The sequence below is a fragment of the Paenibacillus sp. FSL M7-0134 genome, from assembly GCF_038007865.1.
Lineage (GTDB): Bacteria > Bacillota > Bacilli > Paenibacillales > Paenibacillaceae > Paenibacillus > Paenibacillus polymyxa_B.
In genome coordinates, this window is sequence record NZ_JBBOXV010000001.1 from 811,454 (window position 1) to 837,852 (window position 26,399).

General features: G+C 47.2%; 21 protein-coding genes. 7 read left to right on the plus strand and 14 right to left on the minus strand.

Annotated features, from left to right (window positions below; translation table 11 throughout):
- Positions 1–107 precede the first annotated feature (107 nt).
- From NSQ58_RS03500 to NSQ58_RS03515, 4 genes are all read right to left on the minus strand, one after another.
- Positions 108–848: a Bax inhibitor-1/YccA family protein gene (locus tag NSQ58_RS03500; protein ID WP_023990900.1), complete on the minus strand. Its 741-nt coding sequence runs from the start codon at positions 846–848 to the stop codon at positions 108–110.
- A 147-nt stretch (positions 849–995) separates the two neighbouring features.
- Positions 996–1,283 carry a hypothetical protein gene (locus tag NSQ58_RS03505; RefSeq protein WP_023990901.1) on the minus strand — a complete coding sequence of 96 codons (288 nt, stop codon included), beginning with the start codon at positions 1,281–1,283 and terminating at the stop codon, positions 996–998.
- Between the two features lie 243 nt (positions 1,284–1,526).
- Positions 1,527–3,821: a glycoside hydrolase family 2 protein gene (locus NSQ58_RS03510; RefSeq protein ID WP_341056908.1), complete on the minus strand. Its 2,295-nt coding sequence runs from the start codon at positions 3,819–3,821 to the stop codon at positions 1,527–1,529.
- 200 nt (positions 3,822–4,021) lie between these two features.
- Positions 4,022–5,086 (minus strand): LacI family DNA-binding transcriptional regulator, encoded by a 1,065-nt coding sequence (locus NSQ58_RS03515; protein ID WP_341056910.1) that lies wholly within the window; start codon positions 5,084–5,086, stop codon positions 4,022–4,024.
- Positions 5,087–5,265: 179 nt separating this feature from the next.
- Here NSQ58_RS03515 and pepT point away from each other — a divergent pair, with 179 nt between their 5' ends.
- Complete coding sequence (pepT, locus tag NSQ58_RS03520) at positions 5,266–6,501, plus strand: peptidase T (protein ID WP_075154912.1); 1,236 nt, start codon at positions 5,266–5,268, stop codon at positions 6,499–6,501.
- Between the two features lie 200 nt (positions 6,502–6,701).
- Positions 6,702–7,538, plus strand: a complete 837-nt coding sequence (locus NSQ58_RS03525; protein ID WP_023990905.1) for a methyl-accepting chemotaxis protein — start codon at positions 6,702–6,704, stop codon at positions 7,536–7,538.
- A 188-nt stretch (positions 7,539–7,726) separates the two neighbouring features.
- On the opposite strand, the gene NSQ58_RS03530 is transcribed toward NSQ58_RS03525, so the two are convergent.
- Entirely contained in the window at positions 7,727–8,602 is an 876-nt protein-coding gene (locus NSQ58_RS03530; RefSeq protein ID WP_076264544.1) for a DNA-binding protein, read from the minus strand.
- Positions 8,603–9,163: 561 nt separating this feature from the next.
- Between NSQ58_RS03530 and hxlA the strand changes: the two genes are divergently transcribed.
- Together hxlA and hxlB are read left to right on the plus strand one after the other, a co-directional pair.
- The gene (gene hxlA, locus NSQ58_RS03535) at positions 9,164–9,799 is read left to right on the plus strand and encodes a 3-hexulose-6-phosphate synthase (protein WP_013312540.1); all 636 of its coding nucleotides are present in this window, start codon (positions 9,164–9,166) and stop codon (positions 9,797–9,799) included.
- A 5-nt stretch (positions 9,800–9,804) separates the two neighbouring features.
- Complete coding sequence (gene hxlB, locus NSQ58_RS03540) at positions 9,805–10,362, plus strand: 6-phospho-3-hexuloisomerase (protein WP_023990908.1); 558 nt, start codon at positions 9,805–9,807, stop codon at positions 10,360–10,362.
- Between the two features lie 121 nt (positions 10,363–10,483).
- Here the strand turns inward: hxlB and NSQ58_RS03545 are convergent, their stop codons facing one another.
- The 9 genes from NSQ58_RS03545 to NSQ58_RS03585 all read right to left on the minus strand — a co-directional run bounded on the left by NSQ58_RS03545 (position 10,484) and on the right by NSQ58_RS03585 (position 23,532).
- Positions 10,484–12,175 carry a glycoside hydrolase family 43 protein gene (locus NSQ58_RS03545; protein WP_028540824.1) on the minus strand — a complete coding sequence of 564 codons (1,692 nt, stop codon included), beginning with the start codon at positions 12,173–12,175 and terminating at the stop codon, positions 10,484–10,486.
- A 51-nt stretch (positions 12,176–12,226) separates the two neighbouring features.
- Complete coding sequence (locus NSQ58_RS03550) at positions 12,227–14,359, minus strand: endo-1,4-beta-xylanase (RefSeq protein ID WP_076264623.1); 2,133 nt, start codon at positions 14,357–14,359, stop codon at positions 12,227–12,229.
- Positions 14,360–14,420: 61 nt separating this feature from the next.
- Positions 14,421–15,344, minus strand: coding sequence for a carbohydrate ABC transporter permease (locus tag NSQ58_RS03555; protein WP_028540826.1), 924 nt, complete (start codon positions 15,342–15,344; stop codon positions 14,421–14,423).
- A 420-nt stretch (positions 15,345–15,764) separates the two neighbouring features.
- Positions 15,765–16,745, minus strand: coding sequence for an ABC transporter permease (locus NSQ58_RS03560; RefSeq protein ID WP_023990911.1), 981 nt, complete (start codon positions 16,743–16,745; stop codon positions 15,765–15,767).
- 14 nt (positions 16,746–16,759) lie between these two features.
- Positions 16,760–18,427 (minus strand): ABC transporter substrate-binding protein, encoded by a 1,668-nt coding sequence (locus tag NSQ58_RS03565; protein WP_023990912.1) that lies wholly within the window; start codon positions 18,425–18,427, stop codon positions 16,760–16,762.
- Positions 18,428–18,638: 211 nt separating this feature from the next.
- Positions 18,639–20,402: a sensor histidine kinase gene (locus NSQ58_RS03570; protein WP_264454406.1), complete on the minus strand. Its 1,764-nt coding sequence runs from the start codon at positions 20,400–20,402 to the stop codon at positions 18,639–18,641.
- Positions 20,399–22,030, minus strand: coding sequence for a response regulator transcription factor (locus NSQ58_RS03575; RefSeq protein ID WP_264454405.1), 1,632 nt, complete (start codon positions 22,028–22,030; stop codon positions 20,399–20,401). The genes NSQ58_RS03570 and NSQ58_RS03575 overlap by 4 nt, the downstream gene beginning before the upstream one ends.
- Positions 22,031–22,303: 273 nt before the next feature.
- On the minus strand, positions 22,304–23,077 hold the full coding sequence (locus NSQ58_RS03580; RefSeq protein WP_028540834.1) for a class I SAM-dependent methyltransferase: 774 nt from the start codon (positions 23,075–23,077) through the stop codon (positions 22,304–22,306).
- 113 nt (positions 23,078–23,190) lie between these two features.
- Positions 23,191–23,532 carry a cupin domain-containing protein gene (locus NSQ58_RS03585; protein WP_076264549.1) on the minus strand — a complete coding sequence of 114 codons (342 nt, stop codon included), beginning with the start codon at positions 23,530–23,532 and terminating at the stop codon, positions 23,191–23,193.
- Positions 23,533–23,756: 224 nt separating this feature from the next.
- On the opposite strand from NSQ58_RS03585, the gene NSQ58_RS03590 reads away from it, so the two are divergent.
- From NSQ58_RS03590 to rd, 3 genes are read left to right on the plus strand one after another with little or no spacing between them, the layout of a single operon-like run.
- Complete coding sequence (locus NSQ58_RS03590; RefSeq protein WP_340981680.1) at positions 23,757–24,992, plus strand: FprA family A-type flavoprotein; 1,236 nt, start codon at positions 23,757–23,759, stop codon at positions 24,990–24,992.
- Between the two features lie 36 nt (positions 24,993–25,028).
- A complete protein-coding gene (locus NSQ58_RS03595; RefSeq protein WP_264454402.1) occupies positions 25,029–26,222 on the plus strand; it encodes an NAD(P)/FAD-dependent oxidoreductase in 1,194 nt (397 codons plus the stop codon).
- A 2-nt stretch (positions 26,223–26,224) separates the two neighbouring features.
- Positions 26,225–26,395 carry a rubredoxin gene (rd, locus tag NSQ58_RS03600; protein ID WP_007432984.1) on the plus strand — a complete coding sequence of 57 codons (171 nt, stop codon included), beginning with the start codon at positions 26,225–26,227 and terminating at the stop codon, positions 26,393–26,395.
- The last annotated feature ends 4 nt before the right edge of the window (positions 26,396–26,399 follow it).

The window sequence follows — 26,399 nt, forward strand, 5'->3', positions numbered from 1 at the left end:
ATGTTTTACCCAACTTCTATGTATTTAACGTAAAATGCAATTTTTAAACCGTCTATTTAATACAAAAAAGGACGGCATTCAGCCATCCTTTTCTTCTCACCCTGCACTTAGTCCCTCTTACTGAACTTGGCCAACAGATCCAAAATCCGTACATACAGCCATACTAGAGTCACCAGCAATGCAAAAGCACCATACCATTCCATATATTTGGGTGCACCTTGATCTGCTTGCTCTTCAATAAAATTGAAATCAACCAGCAGATTCAAAGCCGCAATGATCACGATAAATAAACTAATACCAATACCCAGCCAACCCGTTTCATGGATATACGGAACATTCATACCGAAAAAGTTCAAAATAAAATCAACTAGCGTCACCAGAAAAATCGCCATCGTACACAGGACAACGAATGAGATAAAGCCGCGTGTCACCTTGATGATTCGCTGTGTGTACATAAAGAGCATTAAGAACAAAATACCCACGGTCAGCAAAATGGCATTGGCTACAATTCCAGGGTACTCATACTCCATAAAGGCTGAAACGCCACCCAAAGCAAAACCACTCAGAATCGCATATACAGGAGAGAGTAACGGAGCGGTTTTTGGAAAAAAGGATATCGCAAGTGCTACGCCTGCCATACCAATAAAGCCTGCCGTCAGCAAGGATAGCACCTCTACGGTTCCCTCGTAGGTCATGTACCAGGTAATGCTGCCAGAGACGATGAGCAGAACCAGCAGAAGCAACGTTTTGTTCACCGTTCCTCCGATGGTCATGCGTTGTTCACTAGCTTCTCTTTCATCTTCGCGCAAAAAGATGTCATCACGTAAAACTGGATTGCTAAAGCTCATACAGGGTACTCCTTTTCGATGTTGTTGTTTGCTATGCTATATGTATATATCGGCACAATATGAAAAAAGTTTCAGAAAATTTCAAACAAAAAAACTCTAACCTTGCCATACGGCAAAGCTAGAGTTAGAGGGTCAGGTCGTTACAGGTTAAAAATCAGCCGTAGCAATTTGGATGGTGCCTGTCACAGCTCCAGCTGGAGTAGCTTGGAGAGCAGCTACCAGCAACAAAGCCACTTCTAACGTCAGACTATTGGCTGCCGGGATAACATACGTGATCACGGGAGCATTGACACGTGTAACAACCAGATCCACCGGATTGGCACCCGTGTTATTCACGGTAATTGTAGCATTATTACCGCCTTTCAAATTTTCAAAAAAGGATTTACCCACACCCGCAGCGAGATTGTAGATTTGCGAAGGTAAAAGGATCGCCATAAAACTCACCTCCCTTGCGTTTGATAGTGTATTCTATGCTTCCAATCTATGAGCGTAACGTTAAGTGACTCAGTAATAAGACACAATTTAAAAGACTGATAGATTAACATACCCTAAGCTATGCCAAAAAGGAGTTGCCCTCTCAGATCCCTTTCAGAATCTGCGGACAACTCCTTTTTTAAATAATGGAAGTCTCAAACGGTATACAAGCGGCTAGTAGGATTATATGTTGCCTTTGCTCCCTTATTGCACGTGAATGCTCAATTCCTGCGGACCGAAACGGGAAGGCGCAGAAACCTTCACACGAATTTGTCCAGCCTCCCCCTTCGTACGAATCCAGAATGCAATGCGTCCACCAATTAGGGATAAGCTTGAAGGACCGATCAATTCACCCACCCCTTCGACCTCCACCGAAACTGGATCTGCATAGAACGGCAAGACGTTGCCGTATTCGTCCAGCGCATCCACTACTACTCGGGTTACGTCCCAATCGCCAACTTCCAGCACCATATCATCTGCAGCTACCCGCAGCTCTGTCGGCACCGGATTACGTGAATAGTATTTGCGGGTCACTTCTTGCCCATCTACGTATCCAATGAATACAGCGTCTTCCCACTTCATGCCCCAGTGGCCTGTCAGCTCGTCGATCACGACAGGGGGATGAGGAAGCGCCGGGTACTTCTCTCGGTTCGGACGATAAACACCTTTGCGCTCATGACCGTAGATGAACTCCACCTCATCACAATTGGTGAACACAACCAGCGGCACGATGCCTCCAATATTCCGCTCACCACGCGACCAGTAAGTGACCGGCTCCATAACGATTTCCTGTTCGACGTTCTTCTGGCTCCGGTACACACTCGCTGCAAATTTAGGCAGGCGGAACATATCCATGACACCGTGGTAGCAGATTTTATCACCGGAACCAAAATCAGCATGCGTGTTATAGTCAAAAGCACACCAACCAATCGCCCCGGCAATGCCCTCATCGGCATAGGAAGCATTTTGGACCCGCGTATGGCGCAGTGCATGCTCCATTACCCGTTCCTCCTGGTCAAAGCGCTTGGTCGGGTACATATGCCCGTTATATTCCGTTACCAGATAAGGGACCGGATGATCCAGCTTTGTAACGAGAGACGGCTGGCGCAAGCCTGTCGTTTCGCCATCTACGCCTTCTGTATCGTCATACGTATCAAAATTGCGGATTTCCTTAGCCAAATATTTTTTGTGCCCACCATCATGAACAAAATCATTTATCGTATATACATCTTCCAATAGCTCACTGCCTACAATATAACGCACACCACCCGTAGCACGGGTCGGATCTAGCTTTCGTGCTAGCTCATTGGTACGCGTGTACAGATCATGGTCATCCTGCGACTCATTAATTCGTACCCCCCAGATTACAATGGAGGGATGATTACGATCACGGACAATCATGTCCTCTACGTCCCTCACCGCCTGCTCCTTCCACGCTTCACCGCCAATGTGCTGCCAACCCGGAATCTCTTCGAAAACGAGCAATCCGATCTCATCACAACGGTCTAGAAAATGACGGGACTGAGGGTAGTGGGATGTCCGTACCATATTCAGCCCCAGCTCCTCCTTGAGCACATCTGCATCACGACGCTGCGCTCTTTTAGGCATAGCATAGCCAACGTACGGATAGGACTGGTGACGGTTCAAGCCAAGCAGCTTGATCTTCCGCCCATTCAAGTAAAAACCGTCCGGCTGAAATTCGGCCTCGCGGAAGCCAAAGCGCACGGTCACCTGATCCAACTCTTCTCCGCTTCGTAGCAGCGTCAGCTTCGCTTCATATAGCTTGGGATCATCTATATCCCAAAGTTGCAGGCCGCCCAGCTCTTTCAGCTCCAGCGTTACTTCCGCCGCCGTCACCGCTTCCAGCCCGGTCTCCGCCTTCACGCTCGCTCCGTCCAGCAATTGCAGCGCGACCGTCAAGTCGTCCTGCTGATCGCTGATGCCCTCCAGCTCCACGACCACGCGCACCGCCTTATTTGCCGCAAGCGGCTCCGGTGTTTGGACGAATACCGTTCCGAGATGTACAGGCTCCACTATTCGCAGCTGTACTTCGCGGTAAATACCGCCATAGGTCAGATAGTCAATGACTGCCCCAAAGGGAGGGATGTCGTCCCGTTCCGTGGAATCGACAATGACCGTGAGCACATTGGGGCCGCCATATTCGGCAAGTTCGGTCAATTCAACGCTGAACGGTGTATATCCACCTTTATGCTCCCCCGCTTTTACCCCGTTTAGAAATACCTGGGCATAGGTCATGACTCCTTCAAAATCAACATACACTCGCTTACCTTTGGCATCTGCCGGAATGTTCAACTCTCTTTTATACGTAGAAATAAACTGAAATGCCTGGTCGTCAAAATAATTATACGGAAGCTCTACATTGGTGTGCGGCAGCTGAATTGGCTCATACCGACTTGCATCAATGCCTGCACTTACTTCTCTCTCGACATATTCAGAAAGATAAAACCATTGGTCATTCAACGGCAAAATGGTACGCATGGGCAGTCACCTCAACCTTTTATTTTCCACTCTTATACCATAGTAAAATATTTAAGTAAAAATAACGAGTAAAACTTAGTAAAACAAATATATGTTCAATGTAAGCATTTACAAGGTAATTGTCAATCCATTTTTGTATCTTTTTATATCAAAAAAACAACCCCGGTAAGCCGGGGCTGTCCAAATCAATAACGCCGATTTTATTGGGTATCGGTATGTAGCGGCGCACTGCTGTTGCGAATCATTAGCTCGGTCGGAATGATGACCTTCCGCCCCACCTCGTTTGCACCGTTGCGTACTGTATGCAGCAAGAGCTGAACGCCCGTTTCTCCCATCAGTTCGGTGTGCGTTTTGACCGTTGACAGAGATGGGGTCAAATATTCCGCTGTCGGAATATCATTGAAGCCAACAATTGAGATACGTTCCGGCACCGCAAGGTGATGCTGCTCCAGCGCCTTTAACACCCCAATAGCCACCGAATCGCTCGCGACAAAGAAGGCTGTAGGCAGGTTTTCTGTTCCTGCCAGAATAGCCGCTTCCATCGCACGGAAGCCGTCTGCCGCCGTTCCGCCGCACACATGAATATCATCCGACGTGCACAGCCTGTGCTGTTCCTGATACCGCAAAAACGTCTCATAGCGGGCATCTAACTCGACTCGTTCGGAATCATGGGACTGCTCATCCTTGCCCATACCTACATATCCGATGTGACGATGGCCTGCGCCCATCAAATAATCCAGTGCATCAGCCGCAGCGTGAGCAAGGTCAATGACCACATAGTCTGCCCCTGTTCGCTCTACCGGATGATCCAGAAAGACGCAAGGAATGGGCAGTTCCAGCATACGTTCTACCTCTTCGCTGCTAAAATGCCCCAGCACGATCAGCCCATGTAGCCCTTCGGATGACGCCTTCAGCGCAGTCAGGTCCTCTCTTCTGAAAATACGCTCCAGCTGCGCCCCGCTTTGGCGGCACTCTTTTTCCACGCCAAACCGGATAGACAGATAATAAGGGTCTTCCAGTTCCTCGTACGCGCTAAACCAGTGCACCATACCCAACCGGATGGGTCCCTCTGCCTTCTTGCGGGGCTGACGACCAATACCGCCATTTTTACGTTTAACCGTCGTATATTTCATGCGCTCGGCAACCTCAAAAATTTTACGTCGCGTTTCCTCTGATACAGACAGTGTTTCATCATAATTCAGCACTCGGGAGACCGTGGATATCGAAACCTCTGCCTCCTGGGCGATATCTTTTAACGTAGGCATTGCAGACTCCTTTAATGGTTTTACTCTATTTTTACTTTTATTTTACTATTATCTTACTCGTCTCCCCTGTGCAACACAACCCGTCATTCCGAAAAGGGTCAACCATTTTTTTCATATTATAAGCCTAATCATGATAAAATACGTACCATAATAGAAATGACACCAAGGAGGATACACACATGAAACAGGAACTGATTGACCGCCTAACTACATATGTTCAGGTAGATACCCAATCTGATGAAAGCAGCCACACTTGCCCCACTACACCCGGACAGCTCACATTGGGCAACCTTTTGGTGGGCGAATTGAAAGCCATTGGTATGACAGACGTAACCATTGATGATCATGGTTATGTGATGGCAACCCTTCCCTCCAATACGGATAAAGAGGTTCCCGTCATTGGTTTCCTCGCTCACCTCGATACGGCTACCGAGCTGACTGGCGCAGGGGTAAAGCCGCAATTGACGGAAAACTATGATGGGGGCGATATCACGCTGAATGCTTCGCTTGGTGTGGTTCTTTCTCCACGTGAGTTTCCCGAACTGGCTCAATATAAAGGCCACACCCTGATCACAACAGATGGTACCACCCTGCTCGGTGCAGACAACAAGGCCGGGATCGCAGAAATCATGACAGCTATCCACTACCTGATTGACCATCCAGAAATTCAACATGGCAAAATTCGCGTTGCTTTTACACCGGACGAAGAGATTGGAAGAGGACCGGAACGCTTTGATGTAGCCGCTTTTGGCGCTGAATATGCCTATACGGTAGACGGCGGACCGCTCGGAGAACTGGAGTATGAGAGCTTTAACGCCGCAGCCGCCCATATTACCATTCACGGTGTGAATGTGCATCCCGGTACGGCTAAAAACAAAATGATCCACGCTGCCAAAATCGCTATGGAGCTGCATAGTCGGTTACCTGCAAACGAAGCCCCGGAATATACAGACGGATATGATGGCTTCTATCATCTCTTGGAGTCTACAGGTACGGCAGAACAAGCTAAACTGTACTATATTATCCGTGATTTTGACCGCGAGAGCTTTGAAAACCGGAAAGCTTATTTAACAAATGTAGTCAAAGAGCTGCAGGCCGCATATGGAGAAAACCGTATTGCACTGGAGCTGAGAGATCAGTATTACAACATGAAAGAGAAAATAGAGCCAGTCAAGCATATCGTCGATGTCGCTTATGAAGCAATGACGAAGCTGAATATCGAACCCATCATCAAGCCGATTCGTGGCGGTACAGACGGTTCACAGCTATCCTACATGGGACTGCCTACACCGAATATTTTTACAGGTGGGGAGAACTACCACGGTAAGTTTGAATATGTATCGGTGGACAACATGGTACTTGCTACCAAGGTTATTGTGGAAATCGCACAACTGTTCGAGCAACGCGGCAAGTGAACTACCTATACACAGCACTGACACGTTAAGATTAAATAGAAGGCATATCGTTCCGTAATGGAAACGGTATGCCTTTTTTTCTGAAGCTTTCATTTCCCTTTAAATTTTCAATATCTTTATAACTTTTATCCGTCTTTAGACCGACAACTATATACGAGACTATAAAAAATATATCTAGTAAAGAAAGGTAGGTTATCTATTTGAATACAATAGATGCATTAATTGCAGCCATTCCCTACATACAACAGATTATGCGTGAGAAAGTGACCCTTGCTCTCTTCGACCGCACTCATGTCCTTATGTATACCCAATCGGAGGGTATGGATCTCGGCTTTGAAACAGGCTCGGAGCTGCTCGAGGACTATAAAGATTTTGCCATGCTTAAAAATGGACGTGAGGCCAGCCTGACCCACATTCCTGCTGAAATTCTAGGGTTTCCTCTTGATATGATCAGTATCCCTGTATTTGACGAGAAAGGTGAAGTCATCGCAGCATTTGCGGCCTCTTATAATTTGACTAACAAAAATCAACTGGATCAAATCGTATCCGAGAATCGCTCCATCACCGAGCAGCTCATTGATATGGTACAGCATGTAGCGGCTCATTCCGAGGAGCTTCAGGCAACCAGTGAACAGATTTTGAAAAACACTCAAATCGCCGTACAAAACTCGGGTAAAATCAATCAGGTAGCTGTGTTCATCAAGGAAATTTCCGATCAGACCAACCTGCTTGGATTGAATGCAGCGATCGAAGCCGCACGTGTAGGAGAAGCAGGAGCAGGCTTTGGTATCGTCGCTCAAGAGGTGCGCAAGCTATCCGTAGAATCCAAAAAGGCGACGGTCGATATTGAAGGAGCCCTTAAGGATGTACAAAACTCCATTCGTCAAATGGAGCAGGAAATTGAGCAAATTGTTTCTTCTTCTCAGGAGCAGGCGACTCTGGTAGGCTCCTTCACTGAAGTGATGGAGCGTATGCAAAAGGCGAGTGAAACGATGCAACATCTGGCCAATGACCTGACTTCGTATGCCATAAAATAAATCTTGGGATAAAAAAGGGGAGCACACTGATCGCAAAATGCGTAAAAGTGTGCTCCCCTTATGTACAAAAGCCCTATCGGGCTTGATGGTCTAAATCTGAAACTCAAGCAGTATAAGAAAAAACACCATGATTTGAAGGAAACACTGGGTCTAACCCTCCCAAAATATTTCCCACCGGAAGAGCAATACTAAGAAACGCCAAGACCATAGTTACCGAGATTAATGCCTTTTTCATTATGAAGCCCCCTTAATAAAATGGTTTGGTATTGCTCTTGCTGTGATGGTGTTGCCAAATCTCGATAAGTTTCAAACAGAGCAACCAATGTCCTGAAATCGGCATCCGCTTCTACACTGGCAGAGAATTGCAGAGAATCAAGGACATAATTTAAGGCAGCGGAGTACTGCTTCTTCTTGAAATGGTAAATGGCCAATTGGTTGACCAGTTTTAAATAATATACGCGGTTTGCTCTATCTTCATAACCTTCAAATATCTTAATATCATCAGCAAAATCGTTCAGCAGGTCGTCTATATTCCAATTATTCAAGTTAGCCGCTTCGGCAATACCAACCAATCCTGGAAGTAGCTCCTCTTCATTGTCGTGAAGAAATTGAACGTACTCAGGCAAAAGTTCCCTTCTCCCCGAAAGTAATTCAATCGTAAATAAATTGGCCTTGGCGAGGAAACGGAATCTCTCTACTTCTTCGTGACCGCTCTGATCCAGCCCCATAAACCAGCCCATTTCGCTATACTTCATAATATAGTTTCTGGCTTCCTCATACTTTCCCATATTCTGATAGTAAATAGACTTCGCCAGATAACTGTAAGCATAATAAAACACTAGCGGGTGTTTGGTGTCCAATGTCTCATACTTGCCGTCTGCAGCATTTCTCAGTTGGGTGTGATACAGGCTTTCAGCCAACGTATGCAGATAATCTGCTACTTTGTTCGCTTCATCCCAATCATTATGTGTGTAGCTGATTCTAAACAACTCACAAGCTTTATCGAGTTCGTGGCTGTCCGACAACAAATAAATGGCTTCCCTTTGGTTCAGGACCTCTTCCACTAAAACCCGCCTCCCTATCCTGAAAATTGCGATTACCCCTTAGCACAGCGGCTACTCTTCAGGGTAGTTATGCTCTTAGCCTCCATTTTTTGCATACCAGTATATTACAAATATAGTCAAAACCTAACTTGAAGTCAATTTAATCATCGCTACCTTCTTTTTTTTGCAACCTTACATTGCTGTGTATGGTTATGGATTTTGCAAAATTCGATTCCAGTCGCTCCGAAGTGCAAGATATAGACGAACTAAACCATTTCGATCTATATCTTGTTCATTGGAAGTCGCTTATGGGATTTTTGCAAAATCCTTGGTTACGAATAATCGACTCCCCTTATAGAAATAATGCTAAAGAAGACAAAATGCAGGCTCTCTCATGAATGGTTTTTATGATGCTATAGTATCGTCGGGGTAACTACGTTACGAATTAGTGCGTACTTTTCAATCGGATATCGGGGCCTTACAATCAAACCTGTGCATGAAACCAAAGTATAGAGTAATACTCAACAGAGCATGTACCTGTTCATCAAAATATAAATTCACTTAAGGAGTGAAGTTAATAACATGGAACTTCAATTGGCTTTAGACTTAGTAGATATCCCGCAAGGTATTGCATTGGTAAAAGAAGTAGAGTCGTATATTGATATCGTAGAAATCGGTACACCGATTGTCATCAATGAAGGACTTCATGCAGTAAAAGCAATGAAAGAAGCATTCCCGAATCTGAAAGTGCTGGCTGACCTGAAGGTTATGGATGCAGGGGGCTATGAAGTGCTAAAAGCTTCCGAGGCTGGTGCAGATATCGTTACGATTTTGGCTGTAGCTGAAGATGCAACAATTAAAGGTGCAGTAGAAGAAGCGAAAAAACAAGGCGGCAAAAAAATCCTGGTGGACATGATCGGTGTTAAAAACCTGGAGCAACGTGCGAAAGAAATCGACGCTCTGGGCGTTGACTACATCTGTGTGCATACAGGCTACGATCTGCAAGCTGAAGGACAGAGCCCGTTCGAAGCACTGCAAACCGTCAAAAAAGTCGTGAAAAACTCCAAAACTGCCGTGGCTGGCGGTATTAAACTGAGCACCTTGGCTGAGGTCGTGAAGGCTCAACCGGATCTGGTTATCGTCGGCGGTGGTATCACTGGCGAGGACGACAAAAAGGCTGTAGCTTCCCAAATGCAACAGCTCATCAAACAAGGTTAATCCCAATGGAAACCTCTCAATATTTATCCGAGGTACTCAAGGAGCTGCAATTGGTTCCACAATTGATCAGTGATACAGAATCGGAGCAGCTGATCCACTCCATCGCCGCTGCGAATAAGGTATTCGTGGCAGGTGCGGGCCGCTCAGGGTTCATGATTCGCTCGCTGGCGATGCGGCTGATGCATATGGGGATTCAAGCTTACGTGGTCGGGGAAACCGTAACTCCTGGTTTGGGCGAGGGCGACCTACTCATTATTGGTTCAGGCTCTGGTGAAACCAAAAGCCTGACCTCCATGGCAGAAAAAGCAAAGAAACTTGGGGCCTCTCTGGCGCTTCTAACCACTTCCCCGGGTTCCACCATTGGCAAACTGGCCGATATCATCGTCAAGCTGCCTGGTGCGGCCAAGGACCCGTCCAACAAGGACTACCAAACGATTCAGCCTATGGGCTCATTGTTTGAGCAAACCCTGCTGTTATACGGTGACGCATTGGTACTCAGAACGATGGAGCTGCGCAAGCTGACCTCCAAATCTATGTTTGGCCAACACGCCAATTTGGAATAAAAATGTAATTCCTTTACGATAACAAAGCAGGCCGTCCTTTACATGTCACATGTGAAGGACAGCCTGCTTTTATGCTTGTATAAGGCGACTTTCCTATCTACACCGTTTGGACGTTTATTCTTCAGGTTTGGCTTATATGGCTTATATAGTCCAAGCCATCGTAGGAGAAATATTGAAAGTATGCGGGAGTCGCGGCGACAGATACCGGTTCATCTACAGCGACGGTCGATACAGCATACATGCCAATCAGCGCTCCCGTGAAACCGCCATTGCTTTCAGATGAGACTACAAAAGCCGGAACCGTAGCGAGCGGTACCCAGTTGCCTGGACGCACAGCATAAGATAAGGCGAAATGATACGCATCGGATAGGATGCGAAGCTCCATACCTTCACCGCTTGGTATATCAGGAGCCGCCAGCGGTACAGAGACCCATTCGGTTCGTTTTCCCTGATCTGCGACCGAGACCACTACAGTAAGCATGTTGCCTTCTCCATCCCGACGAATACCAAGCGTAAAGTGACCGTGCTCATTAAGTCGTACCGCAAGGCCGGCTTCCTCGCCCTCATGCTGTGGTTGAAAATAAAGCCGGCTACGGACGGCGATCTGATGATGCCGCAGCCGGGTGCCGAGGAATACGCTCGGCGCTTCGTCCAGCAGCGTGTGGCGATTGCCGATGAGCGTTAGCCATCCGGGGCACGCTTCCAGGCTGATGCAGGCTTCACACAGCCTGCGCGGAGCAGCCCAACGGAAGTCCAGCCGCTGACCACCAAAGTCATCGCGCCAGCTATGACGCTTTGCAGGCGCGAGCGGCGCAGAAGCAGGCGGGCGAGCCTGCTCCGCCAGACTGAATGGCTGACGGTCTACAGACATGTGCAATTGCACCGTGCCTGCGTTGTTGTCAGCCGTAGGCCATCCGTCCGTTGTCCAGCGGACGGGGGCCAGAAAGGTTTCGCGTCCGAGCACGCTATACGAAGGTGGTACCTCAGCCTGAGGCTCGACAGCCTCCAAGCGGTCAGCCACAGGCTCGATGTCCACCACCGGACGGACACCGAGAAAAAAAGCCCACCAGTCCCCGCGAGTGTCCTCAACCAATTCGGCATGACCTGTGTTCTGAATCGGATGTGCAGGGAGAGCGTTATGCGTGAGCATCGGCTCTGTCATACGCTCGAACGGACCGTAAGGGCCCTCCGCACGATACACGAGTGTTCGATGATCACGCCCCGTTCCGCCACATGCGCAGAGCAAATAATAGTGGCTGCCGATGTGATACAGATGCGGCCCTTCGGTCCATACGCCGCCATCCCCGTGAGCAATCGCTATAGGCTCTGTCAATGCCTGACCTGTAGTGATATCAATCTCATACTGGATAATATGCGACTCGGCATCTGCCCCGGATTGTACGGTCACATACACTTTCCCATCGTCATCCAATAGCAGAGACGGATCTATATTCCCGTAAGGAATACAGATCGGGTCTGACCAAGGCCCAGCGGGGTTCACAGATGTGATATAAAAATTACCTATCCCCATCACATCTGTCGTAATCAGATAAAAAACACCTTGATGATAGCGCAGTGTGGGCGCATATATGCCTTCCGAGCTTTTGCGAGTGGACAAATCAATCTGACTGCGCCGGTTCAACGCATGCCCGATCTGCCGCCAATCGGTCAGGTTTCGGCTATGAAAAATGGGCAAGCCCGGCATGTATTCAAACGAGCTTGCCGCCATGTAATAATCTTCTCCGACGCGTATCACACTCGGATCAGGATAAAATCCGGGGACAACCGGATTCGTATAGCGTAAGGTAGCCATGCTCCAGCTCTCCTTTTGAACAGCTCTATTCCTCTGTTTCATTCAAACTATTCATTGGTTATTCCCCGCTGGCAACGGCGGGACTTTGGACGAATCAGCAAGTGCCCAATAGGCATATTTGGCCTTTAACCGTTCGTCGAATAGTAGCGGCTTATCCAGCCGGGCTATCGGAAACGTGCTGAGCCACGTATTTCCATCATCCGTACCCCAAATCGTCACATTGCTGATATGATTCTGCTGCCTTGAAAACATATCGAACAGCGCCCGATAGCGGTGAGCCTGCCGGATCAGCATAGATTCTGGAATCGTTTCATAGCGATCTGTGTCATTGGAATAAAGACCCATATCCAGCTCGGTAATCTGATTGTCCAGACCAAGCGAAGCAAACTTTTCTATGGACTGCTCAATCTCGCTAATAGCGGGAAACTCCAGGCGGATATGCGATTGGTGGCCTACCCCGTCAATCGGTACACCTTTAGCGAGCAGATCACGTACCAAATTGTACAGAAAATCCCGTTTCTTCGGCTCATGTGTGTTGTAATCGTTAATGAATAGTCGTGCGTTCGGGCCCGCCGCTTCCCTCGTGACACGGAATGCTTTTTCAATATAATCAGTACCAGTAATCTCATACCACTTGCTGCGGCGCATGCCATCCGGCTGATCAGGATCAATGACCTCATTCACCACATCCCAATCGGTGATGACATTTTTATATCGGGCTGCAACAGCGCGAATATGCGTCTCCAGCCGATCCAGCAAAAGCTTTTTATTCTCAGCAGTCGGCGTCATCGGCTGTCCATTCTTATCCTTGAACATCCAATCCCCAGTTTGGTTATGCCACACCAAAGTATGGAAGCGAATTTCCAGTCCATGCTGTCTAGCAAATTGCACAATTTGGTCTGCTTCCTCCCAATGGAACTGTCCCTCGGACGGTTGTAAGGAGATTGGCTTCATCGCATTCCCTGCAACGACGCTGTTAAAATGCTTCTGTACCAACTCTCCGTAAGCCCCTTCGGTCTGGAAAGCTTCAATCGCCGTGCCAATGCTAAACTGTCCCCCATATAATCCATGCAAAGAAGGAATGTCCTTTTCAATAGCCAGCGGCGGTACAAGTGACAGCTCGAAATCATCCATATAAAAGGAAGACGTTCCTTCTGCCGTTTCCAAATACATAGAAACGGTGTCTGCATCATGCGCAAGCGTATACGTACCAGACAAATGCATCCATCCCCCTGTCGTAGTAGCCGTGTCGCCTACAACAGTTTCATACGCACTATCCCCTTGGTGATCACGCTGTATGCTGAGCCTCACCTTGGCAGGCTGCTCACCCGGCGCCAGCTTCACCCAGGCACTGACCGTATATCGGCTGCCCTTTTGCATCGTAGCAGTCACATCCAGCTTGGGGCCGGCATATGTCTTTTGTCTGCCTGTTGTCAGCAGACTGTATGAGCCGGTTCGTGCATCGGCATTCGAAACCTGCACGGTCTCGGCTCCCATACGGGACACCCATCCTTGAGCCGTACCATCTTCAAACCCGGATACGATACCATTGGCCGGCTCCGTTGGCGTCTTCGATACCTGTGTTATTTCTACCTCATCCACATAGTAGGCCTGCGCGGGATTCGAGCTTTCCACATACAGCTTCAATGCATCCATCCCCCCGGTAAAAGTATATTTCCCCTGAAGTTTGATCCACGATGTATCCGCCGTCTCCGTCTGCGCTACCGTCTTCCATGTCGTAGTCCCACCTGTCGGCTGCTGCTCCACTGTAAGTTTAACCATGCTCGGAACCGCAGAATGACCATCTAGCTTCACATAGCCACTAATTTCATACTCTACATCCGGCTGCAACAGCGACTTCACATCCAGCTCCGCCCCGTTCCAAGCCGCTGTGCGGGCGGTTGCCTTCAGACTGTGCGTGCCGCCATATGCTGCTTCCGTGACGGATGCAATTTGGGTATAAGTTCCCCGAGGCTTCCAGCCATCGCTGTTTCCTTGCTCAAATCCATACGTTCCAATGGTTTTATGGATATTACCCGCTGACAGCACCGTATCCGCAACGGGCGGGGAATGTTCTATAGACGTAGCTGCCTTCGCTACAGACGCTCCCCACCAACCAACAGGCGATAACAACAGCGCTCCAGCCAGCACCAGACAAAAAGGCTTAACCCAACATGGCCGCAAAGCAATCCCTCCCGCACTCAAATTTTTTGAATTCGTATTGGGCACCATTGGATTTCAGTTACTATCCTTTGACACCTCCCAAGGTCATACCCTTCACAAAGTATTTTTGCAAAAAAGGATAAACTAAAATAATAGGCACTGAAGCGACAATCGTCATCGTGGCCCGAATCGAGGTAGGCGTGACCGACTTCGCCAGATTTTCCGAACCAGCGAATTGGCTCGCATAGTCCTGAGTGTTAACAGACGTGTTGGAATTTTGCAGTATTTTCATCAGCTCATATTGAAGAGTGCTCCATTGCTCATATGACGAATTGTACAAAAACACATCGAACCAGGAATTCCATTGCGCGACCGCTGTAAACAGCGACACCGTCGCCAGTACGGGAACACACAGCGGCAAAACGATGCGCATAAAAGTGGCAAACTCCCCAGCCCCGTCAATACGCGCCGACTCCAAAATCCCTTCCGGCAATCCCTCAATAAAGGAGCGAATGACAATCACATTAAACACCCCGATCAATCCCGGCACGACATACACCCAGAAAGTCCCCAGCATCCCAAGCTCACGAATCAGGAGAAAGTTCGGAATCAATCCACCGCTAAAATACATTGTTAAAATAAAAGCAATCGAAACAAATTTGCGCAGCACATATTCCGGCCGGCTGATCGTATACGCCACCATCGCGCAGCAAAACACAGAGGTCACCGTACCCGCAACCGTACGTAATACAGAAATCAGCGTAGCATGGAAAATCGTCGCTTCCTTGAACACATATTCATAATTACTCCACGTGAATTCACGCGGCCACAAATAGATCCCGCCCCGAATCGAATCATTCGCTTCATTCAACGAAACCGCCAGCGTATTTAAAAACGGATACAGCGTGAACACCATCAGGCAGAGCATAAACACGATATTGCACGCATCAAAAATTCGATCCGAGGGGGCCCGAAATCGCCCGTGTACGGCCTTCCCTTTGCCCATGACTTCCGCTCCTTTCTAAAAAATAGTTTAGGCATTTGGATCGCGCACCCTCTGCTATCTCCTTCGAATAGCACAGTCCTAAAAAACAGCCTCTAATGGCGATAGCGAAGCTGAGCCAGCTATCATGACGCCCAAGGAAGCGCGAGTCACGCGTCTTCCTTAAGCTCTCCCCTTGCCACTACCCTCAGTTCTTAAAAAAGTGACTTTATGGCGGGCAACAGCGGAGCGGGCGGAATTGTTCTGAAGAAGCGGAGCGTTCGGCTAAAAGCTTTCCAGAGGAAAGCTCGCATCGTAAGCATAAGCTAGCCCCGGATTCCAACCTCTAATGTTTTATGATAAAAAGGAATACGGGGATAACAGCGATCGGAAGAACAATCCGCACGCGAAGCGGCCGTCCCCCCACCATAACTCACTCTTTTCTCAGAACAATCTCTCCTCCCCTAACCGCTTCGCAATATGATTGGCACTAAACAGTAAGATGAAGCTGACTACCGTTTTGAACATCCCAGCAGCAATGGAAAGCGAGAAATTACCCATCTGGATACCATATTTCAGTACGAAAATATCCAGATTCTCCGAATAATCCACGTTCATGCCGTTGCCCAGTAAGTATTGCGGCTCAAAGCCGGATTCCAGCAGATTGCCGATGTTCATAATGAGCAGGATGATAAATACAGGCTTCAATCCGGGTAATGTCACATGCCAAATTCGCTGAAAACGCCCTGCTCCATCCATCTCGGCCGCTTCATACTGCGAGGGATCAATCATCGTCATCGCGGCCAAATAAATGATGGTGTTCCAGCCGACATTTTTCCATACCTCCGATGCACCGAGAATGCCCCAAAAATAGCTTCCCTCGCCCAGCCACAGAATAGGCTCTTTAATCAACCCCAGCCACATCAGCACCTCATTGATGATGCCGCCATCCGCAGACAGCGCCGTACTGATGATGCTAGCCGCGACCACCCACGAAATAAAATGCGGTAGATAGCTGATCGTCTGTACCACCCGCTTAAATACGAGCTGGCGAAGCTCATTCAGCAAAATCGCTAATGTTATAGCGGTGACAAAGCCCAGCACCAGATTAATAAAGCTCATCGCCAGCGTATTGCGCATGACCCGCAGAAAGTGTTCATCCTGAAATAGAAAATGGAAATGTTTTAATCCGACCCATTGCTGATCGAGCAACTTGCGGGCAGGCTTAAAATCCTGAAAGGCAATTGTCCAGCCCCAGATGGGCAAATACTTGAAGATAAACAGCCAGATTAAAAAAGGGACGGACATCCATACCAGTGCCCGTTGCTGATTCAGCTTGTGCATAAATCCCCTAAAGCCGGTTCGCCGCGAGGGCGGCAACTGATCCGGGGAGATCGTGACTGCTGGTGGTGACGAGTGGCCCATAGCTGCTTCCTCCTTTATTTTTTACCGGGATTCTCGATTTTTTTGGCAACCTCCTTCGTGATCAGCTCCTCATACGCCTTTACATCCAGCTTGTTAAATTCAGTAGTGTATTCACTCCAAATCGCATCAAACTGCTCCGGTGCAGACAGCACCAAACGCGGGAAATATTTGCGCTGCAGGTCCCCCTTCTTTTGCTGGAAGAGCTGCGCAGGTGAACCTTGAGCAATTGGGATACTCCAGGCCGGATACCATGGGCGCTCGTCTGGTGCGGAAAACATTTGCGAGAAGGACTCTACACCATAGACTTTTAGTAGCTTTTTATCTCCCTCGGTGTAGGACATACGCGCAACCTCCGGCTGCCGTCCGGCACCAACGGAGTTGCCGTCAGGCAGGGTAGAACCGCTACCGTATCGCGGCCAACTGTATTCAAAATATTTGAACCCGAATGATTCGCGGAACGCGTCCTGACCAGTCTGCTTAATTTGCTCCTCAGTCCGGTAAAAGCGTCCTTTTTTATCTACATCATAGGTTTCTCCCTTGATTCCCCAGTTGGATAACACCTGGTTTTCGTCGGTCAGCAGGTTGTCAAAAAATTTGATGATACGTACCGGGTCCTTGGCACTGACCGTAATTCCTATGCCTCGGTTATTAACGAATGACGACGGATCAATGTACTGATCCTTTATATTCTGGTCGTATACAACAGGCAGCCCTATATACTCCATATCATCATTGCCCGATTGCTTGGAAGCCTCCTGCAGATTATTCAGGGCCTGCCCCGCCTGCCAGCGGTAGTCGAAAAAGCCCAGCACCTTACCCGAAGTCAGCTTCGCCAGATATTGATCGTAATTGTCCACAAAGGACGATTTATCAAATAGGCCTTCTACATTGAGTTGATTTAGCTCTTTCAGATACCGCTTTGTGATTTCCATATCTCCATAATCCGTGGCCCGGTGTGTTTTCATATCAATAATCGTGCCGCCATCATTCGGATAGCCTGCCAGATGCATCGGTGCGTTCGTAAGAGCATAAAACCTATCCTGCGTGGTTAACGCCAGGTACCCAGTCAATCCCTCATCTGCATGCTTTTTTGCATAGTTACGAATCAGGGCTAAATACTCGTCAAGTGTTTTGATTTTTGGATATCCCGCTTCTTTTAATACCCTGCGTTGCACCCAAAAGGCTCCTTGCTCTAAGTTAGGTGCAGGTAAATAATCGCCTACCACCGCACTGAGCGGCAGAAAGTAAATGTTCCCATCCTCCGCCTTCATCAAGTTGTAGTACGGTCCATATACACGCTTAATATTTGGTCCATATTTGTCGATCAAATCATTCAGGGGAATAAAAGCCCCGGCATCCAGTAGCTTATCGATCGTGCCATCCGGTACTATCACATCCGGGTAATCGTTACTGGCAATAAATGTACCGATCTTCGTATTGGAATCACCCACCAAATGCTCCAGCTTCCAGTTTACCCCCGTCTGATCCTCCAGGATTTTGCCGATCCGCGTTTCTTTGGTATTAATGTCCCTCCCCGCAGTGGCATTAAAATACGTGAATGTGACCTTCTCCTTGCTATCTCCTGACGCCGGCTCCTTGCCCGAGCTCCCTGAGCAAGCAGCGATCATAGACGCCATCATAACCATTACCAGAGTGATGATTCCGAACCTTTTGCTTGTCATGCCAGCCCCTCCCCTTTCGTCCTCTTTTGTCGATTGTGTGTGAATATCGTGCGCACGTACCTCAAGCACTGAGAATCCCGTACGCCCTAAATTGTAAGCACTTTCATTTTATAAAATGCCGTTCTTTTCGTTCACCTGTCAATCTAAAGGTGTTACTTAGAAAACTATAGGTAAAGGTCCTTCAAAGCGAAATAGGCGTTGCTGTCTACCCTCACTCCCGATCCGCAGGAATCCTAATTCGAATCTCCGTACCGTCGCCGGGTGCGCTGCGAATGGCAAGCTCAAAGCGGCTCCCGTAGTAAAGTTTAAGACGATAGATGACATTTTGTAGACCTATACGCTCACCCATTTCTTCCTGCCTTTGCATGTAACCATATAAGCGTTGTACCTGTTCCTCAGACATGCCCACCCCATCATCCCGAACCGTTAGAATCAGTTGTCCTTCCTCATGCTCAAAATGTATCTCAATGCGTCCCCCATGCTTTAGCGGCTCAATGCCGTGGATGCTTGCATTTTCAACCAGTGTCAGCGCGACCATTTTGGGAAGCAGATTGTCCAGGTCTTCAGAGCGCGCTTGCACTTCGTACTGTATTCGCTCACCAAAGCGATATTGCTGGATTTCCAGAAAACAACGGATCAGCTCCAGCTCCTCCCGCAAAGTAACCCGATCCTTGTTCCACACCAGCGAATTGCGGAAAATCCGTGCCATGTTATGAATAATGCGCGCTGTCTCATCCTCATGCTTCATCAAGCTCCGCATGCGAATCGTCTCCAGCGCATTGAACAGGAAATGCGGGTTGATCTGGCTGTGAAGTGCATTCAACTGAGCATGTCTGCGCTGAATTTCCAGATTTTTTCGCTGTATATCGGCCATATAGACATCGTTAATCAGTCGCTTTATTTTCAGCGTCATCCGATTAAACTCACCTGTTAATTGCCCGATTTCATCTCGCGACTCTGTACCGCGAATCAGCTCAAAATGCTGGTTTTTCACCTTCTTCATGTGCTTTAAAATACGATGAATCCTCACGTTCAACGAACGTGTAATCCAAATAATGATTAATGTAGGCAGCAGCATATTGACACAGGTTAACAAGAGCACAAAATTGCGAGATTCCTGCATTTCATACAGCACTGCATCTCTCGATACCGCAGCCACAATGCTCCAGCCATTCAGATTGCTCGTAAGCACATAATTCGTCTTGAACTCCATCGTGTCCTCGGGCAGCTTGAGAGTGTTATAGGCTACATGTTTGTGGTTTATATCCACTTTGGGGTCCGTTGTATATTCGATTCCCCCTCGTTCGTTCAGCAGAAAGAGACTTCCCTGCAAATTCAGGTTATTGAAAATCTCCCGAATGGACGACATTCGCAGTTCTATTTTCAGTATTTTTTCACGACCATTTTGGGAATAAAAGTAGTTCATCCGCCGAATCAGGCTAAAAGGGTACATCTGTTCACCTGTGCTGTCATCGGTACGTACAAATATAGGCTTGGACTGGCGTCCAGGCGAGATTTTGGTATACCAGGGCAAACTTCTGACTCCCTCATCTATAAAGCTGATTCCCCCGGAATTCAGCAGCGTTGAATTATTGGTGTAGATCGTAATTCCACCTACGGAATGGTATGCAGGACTGTAAGTGTTGTTCAAGATATGACGTAAATAAGAGTCATAAGCGGCGATATAGTCAGCAGGGTGGGGATATGTTTCTTCCAATACCTCATTGAGCTGATGATCAGTATAAAAGATAGACGAGATTTCCATCGCATCTTCAAATTCACGGTAAAATTCAATTTTAATCTGTTCCAGTGCGCGCGAAATATCCTGCATACGCTGTTCCTTCACGTTTTGCGAGGTGACATGGTAAAAAATAAGATTGGTCAGCACTACAGGCGTGAAAACACAGAGAAAATAAAGCAGCAGCATTTTATCCCGCAATCGCACATGATCAAGAGTCGTTCTCAGCATCTTCATTCGCTGGCCCTCTCTGGCTCGTCGCCAATACTCAGGCTATTGCGGTATTCACTAGGCGTGGCGTGCGCCATCTTTTCAAACTGGGTAACAAAATAGTCTGAACTGCCGAAGCCCACGCGCTCAGCAATTTCATAAATCCGCAGATCCGTCTGCCGCAACAAGCGTTTCGCCTCCTGAACACGCAATTTCAGCAGAAATTCGTTAAAGTACACACCATACGTTTTCCTGAACAATTGACCGAGGTATACCGGGTTCATGTAAAAGCGAGCCGCAATACTTTTCAGGCTTATATTCTCGGCGGCATGCTGCTCAATGTAAGCACGGATGTGCTGGATGCCTCCTTGCTGACAATCCTTGCGCAGAACCCCAATATACCTTCCACTTTCCTCTGCAAAAGCTGTAAACAATCGCTGTAGTTCACCCAGGGACAGGTTCATGTCCTGCCAGTTCATCATCGGTTCTAGTGACTGAAGTGAGCGCTCATTTCCCTGCATGTTTTGAATGACCCGAACGATACTAAGTAAGCATTGATGCAGACTCATTTTCATAGCCTCAGGTGCATAACACTCCTCCCGAAAACTACTAAATAAATAATCCACGGCCACACGCAGCTCATCCAACCGCAGTTCCTCAACTTGTTCCGTCAAGCGATCCAGTACGTCCTGAGGGATGGTCTTATAGTGAAGTGGTGGCATTCCCTCCCGTAGATATACAACAATACCGCTATTGTCATAAATGTATTTATGGAGCACTGCTTCCTTTGCACAGGCGTAGGACTGCTGGATATCCTGCAACCGATTCACAGGCTTTCCTGCATAAACGAAAACCCGACTTCCCAGCTGACCTTTTAGTGTCTTCATCCCCTCTATCTCTCGTTGTAGCGCTTTCATAAAAACTTCGACCTTGCCTTCAAAACACCCCAAAAAGAAGTCCGGTACGATAAGACCAATCCGGTTACGATGCTCATGAACATAGAGAGGGTACTTGCCATCCATTAAACGATGAAGCGCTTGCTCTATAAGCTCCCTGAACTGAAAAAGTGATAGCATGACACCATCGTCACCGGAGCGCCAGGGATGTTGGTCATTCAGCTCGACGAGTACATAGTACATATACGTGGCTTCCCCAAGCCGCAGCTGCTGCTCCCACTGTGTCACCACTACATCATCCACTGGGTTCATCATCACAGTCTCTAACAGCCCACCTGCATGGTGATTCTGATATCGTTGTGCATTCTGTTGTTCACGATGCAGTCTTTCACTCAGCTTGCGCAGTGTAGCCGAAAAGTCACCCTCATCAATCGGCTTAAGCATAAAATCATGAACCCCATAGCGGATTGCCTGCTGCGCATAAGCAAAATCACTATAACCGCTTAAGATAATAAACGCGGGATGTTCTGTACTCTGTTCGAGCACAGACCGGATCAGCTCTAATCCGTCCAGCACAGGCATACGAATATCGGTAATGACCAGGTCCGGGTGAATACGGCTGATTAGCTCCAGCGCATCCTCACCGTTATCAGCTTCTCCTACGATTTCAAAACCACAGGCTTGCCAATCCATGAGTTGAAGCAGCCCTTTGCGAGTAAAGGTTTCATCATCCACCACAATGGCTCGATGCAGCTTCATAACACGCTTCCTCCTTTTGAAGTATGCCTATTTTATTATTTTAGTTAACTATTCCAATGATCTCAGTCAATATGGTAATGTAAAACATCAGAAATTGGAAATTTTCGTTATACCTATTATATGACGAATAGAGGGGTGCAAAGCATGCGCACTCCAGCAGCCAAGCCAAAGCAGTAAATATACAAAAAGGAGACGAATCCCTGAATAGGGGTTCGTCTCCTTTTTTGCTATTGCGTAAAAAGCTTTTATTATTCTCTTATTCGTGAATTCAGGCTATCGCTCAGCGATGATACTGACCGCTTGCAGATGGTCGGCGTACTTTACAAACTGCTTGCGCATACCCATAACCCTTGTCCGGGCAGCATGGTTACGCATAAGGTTAAAGGCGATTTTTCCAAATCTCAACCAGCCCTCGTCCTGAATGATACGTGGCAGATGCAATAAGTGCATGGGAACCGTATAGATTTTAACGACCTTAAAGCCTTCCTCTTTCAGCAGCTGTTCCCACTCTGACACCGTCAACGGTGTCGCATTAACTCTCATGGCTGTAGCCAAATCCTTGTAAATTTGTTTTCTGAGCGCAGGCTCAATATGGTTAGAAGCAAGGCACATCTCATGAATAGCATACTTCCCGCCCGTTTTCAAAAGCCGCCTGGCTTCCGAAATAATCTGCGCTTTCTTGGCTCTTGTGTGCATCGTCAGCATGGCTTCCCCATATACCACCGTCGCAGAGGCATCCGGCAACGGAACCTGTTCAGCATCGGCAATAATAACTTCCCGGTTTGCTCCGCTTGCATACGTTTTTACAATAGAAGCCGCCTTCTCATTCTGTTCAATCGCAATATAACGACGGGGATTAAGCCGCAGTGTGATTTGGGCAGTTATACCCAATCCGGGGGCAAACTCAATAACCTCATCCTGCCCGGTTACGTCAAGTCCCTCTATCATCCAACGTGTTGTTTTTAACCCTCCGGGCCTAAGCACGCGCTTACCGAGACTTGCTAATATCCAGTGCCCTGGCACCTGTTTGTAATCTACTGTCTGCATTGGCTATTAACACCTCTCCTTAAAATTTGATAATGATATTCATTATCAATACGAGTGAAAAAAAATAACTATTTTCTTTTTTTTTTATGAGCATGTTGCTGCTGTGTCCTCTTTTATATGTTTTGCGCATAGCTTTCACTTGGCGTTTTGGTCAACACCACATGCAGGCTGGAATTCACCTCTGCACCACCACGATAGGAAAAGTGCTCATCTCCCGTAACATGAATGATATCCCCTTGGACAACTTCCGTTGCTTCGCCGTTCACAGTTACAGTCCCGCTGCCTTCAAGAACAAGCAAATATACATTCGCTCCTGGGTGATTATGTGTTGGTAGCTCGGCATTAGGAGTAAAGTTGAGAATAAAAATTACATTGTCGGCTTCCTTATGCACAATTCGTTTTGTAAACCCAGCTTCTTTATATTCCTGAAATTGAATGAGGTTTGATTTTTTCATATTAGTTCACGCTCCTGTTTGAAATTAAATTTGCTTAAGATGGATTAATACCTTTATTGTATTGGATTATTTCGCTCGCCTTGTGATTGCAATCACAAAACTAAATTTAAGTAAAAATACTTTTAAAATATTTAAAAATTTGATTTCAATCATCTTTTTCATCGACACATCCAACTAGAATCAAATTGTGTTAGATAAACAAAACAAGCAGGAGGTTATTCCATATGAAGCCTGGATTCAAGCTGGCAAAGGATATTTATTGGGTAGGAAAAATTGATAATCGTGAGGTTCCCTTTCATCGTCTTCTACTATCAAAGGGTACAACCTATAATGCATATCTATTGAAAACTGGAAAACCAACCATTGTGGATACCGTAGATATGGCGTTCGGTAGAGAATTTGCCGAAGCTGTAACCGAATTGATCGATCCATTGGATATTCAATATATCATCGTCAATCACACGGAACCAGATCACTCGGGCGGATTGGCGGCACTTGCTTCCAAGGCAACGAACGCTACGATTGTCTGCACTGAGATTGCCGTTCCGGAAATTCAACAAATGTACAAGCTTCAGCATCGCAACTTCCTCGTAATCAAGGATGGGGATCAACTGGACATTGGAGGCAAAACGCTGCTATTCAAAGAAACTCCTTATCTGCATACAGAAGAAACCATGATTACGTATTGTATAGAAGATAAAATCTTGTTCCCTTGCGATATTTTCAGTACACACGTGGCTGTAGAGCATCTATTTGCTGATGAGGCTGGTTTTGATATCACCGAGGACTTTATCGGATACTATCAGGCTATTATTCATCCACATCGCAGATATGTGCGCACATTAATCGAAGCTGTTGCCGATCTGGATATTGAGATGATTGCACCTTCCCACGGCTTCGCGATCCGGCATGATATTGCCAAGTTTATTGATTTGTACGCCTCTATGAGTACCGAAACCAAGGAGGATAAAAAAGTAGCGATTGTCTATGCCACCCTCAAAAATAACACTAAAAAAATGGCAAACATCCTGAAAGACTGCTTTTTGGAGAACCAAATCAAGGTGGAGCTATGGGACGTGGATAAAGCGGATGGAACGGAAATATTGAAGAGTATTGCCTCAGCAGATGCTGTTTTCGTCGGTAGCTCTACCAAATATGCCGACATGACAGGCAAATTGGAAGACCTATTGCAACAAATGCAAAAGATGAATCTGGAAGGCAAGCTGGCTGCTGCCTTTGGTTCCTACGGCTGGAGCGGGGAAGCCATTGAAGTTGTACAGGATTACTTGAATGGTACTAATATGAAGGTTCAAAGCACTTCAGATGTAATCAAATCAACGGGTATGACCCATGTGGAATTCCCGGTACGTATTCGTTTCTCTCCTACAGAAGTTGAAAAAGTGAAAAAAATTAAAAATGCCGCTGAATTTGTCTCAGATCTACTGCTTAGTGTTATTTAAAACACAGTAGCGTATAGCGAATAGGAGAGATACTGAATGGGTAACCAACATTACATTATTATCGGAGGCAGTGTCGCCGCCGTCAACGCGGCAAAAGCGATTAGAGATCATGATGATCTGGCCGAAATTTCTATTTACGGGGAGGAAGCATCCTTTCCGTATAACAGAGTCAAACTTTCCAAGGGACTATTCACTGATTTGCACAGCGACAAAATCCTGATCAAAAAGGAAAAATGGTTTGCCAATCAACGAATTCATGTGTATTCCGGCATCAAGATAACCGAGATACATCCAGAGGATTGTACTATCAAAACAATAGATGGACAAACCGTTGCTTATGACAAGCTACTGCTGTGTACAGGAGCTCACAACCGTAAGCTTGTGCTAGATGGGGCTTCTCTAAGGAACGTTCACAATATCCGTTTTCGACAAGATGCGGATCGCCTTAAAGCGGAATTGCGACAGGGAGACCGGATATGTATCATCGGCGGCGGTATTCAAGGCGTGGAAACCGCCTGGTCCTTCCAGCAAGCCGGGTATGCTGTAACCATACTGGAAGCTTCGCATCGGCTTATGCCCCGTCAGCTAGATGAAAAGGCCTCCGCTATTTTGACCGATCGGATGACCGAACGGGGTACTCAGGTACTCCTTGGGCAAGGCGTAAAACGTATTAAAGGCACAGATCACGTAGAAGGTGTGGAACTACAGGACGGCTCTGTTATCCCTTGCGAGCATGTCGTGTACTCTATCGGAATTGTACCGAATACGGAGCTTGCTCGCCAAATCGGCCTTGATATTGGACAAGGCATTCTGGTGAATGCGCAGATGGAGACCAGCTCCGCCAATATCTATGCAGCAGGTGATGCAGTCGAATTTCAGAGTAGAGTAGATGGGTTATGGGAAAGCGCAATGGAGCAGGGAAAAATAGCAGGCGCTAATATGGCGGGCGCATCCGTCAGCTATCAGCCTCCCCTCCCTGTAACCCTTTCGAACTGCTATGAATCTCCTCTCTTTTCCATCGGGCTAGTAGATGAACAAGTCTGCGACACCAGCCTGATTACTAAAAATCAAGCTTCTTATACACGTATGTTCATACAAAACGGCTCTATCTGCGGCGTGATTGGCTTTGGAGATGCCCTTGCTTCACTACCATACAAAACAGCCATCATGCAGGGACTCAAACCGGACGTACCAGAGCTTACAAAAATTTTGAATGACAAGGAGAACTAGAGATGAAAAAATATGTATGTCAGCCCTGTGGATACATTTATGATCCTGCTATCGGTGACCCCGATGAAGACGTTATGCCCGGTACAGCGTTTGAGGATCTTCCAGAAGACTGGGTTTGTCCAGTCTGTGGTGAGGATCAAAGTCATTTTGCCCCAATAGATGATACAGAATAACAAC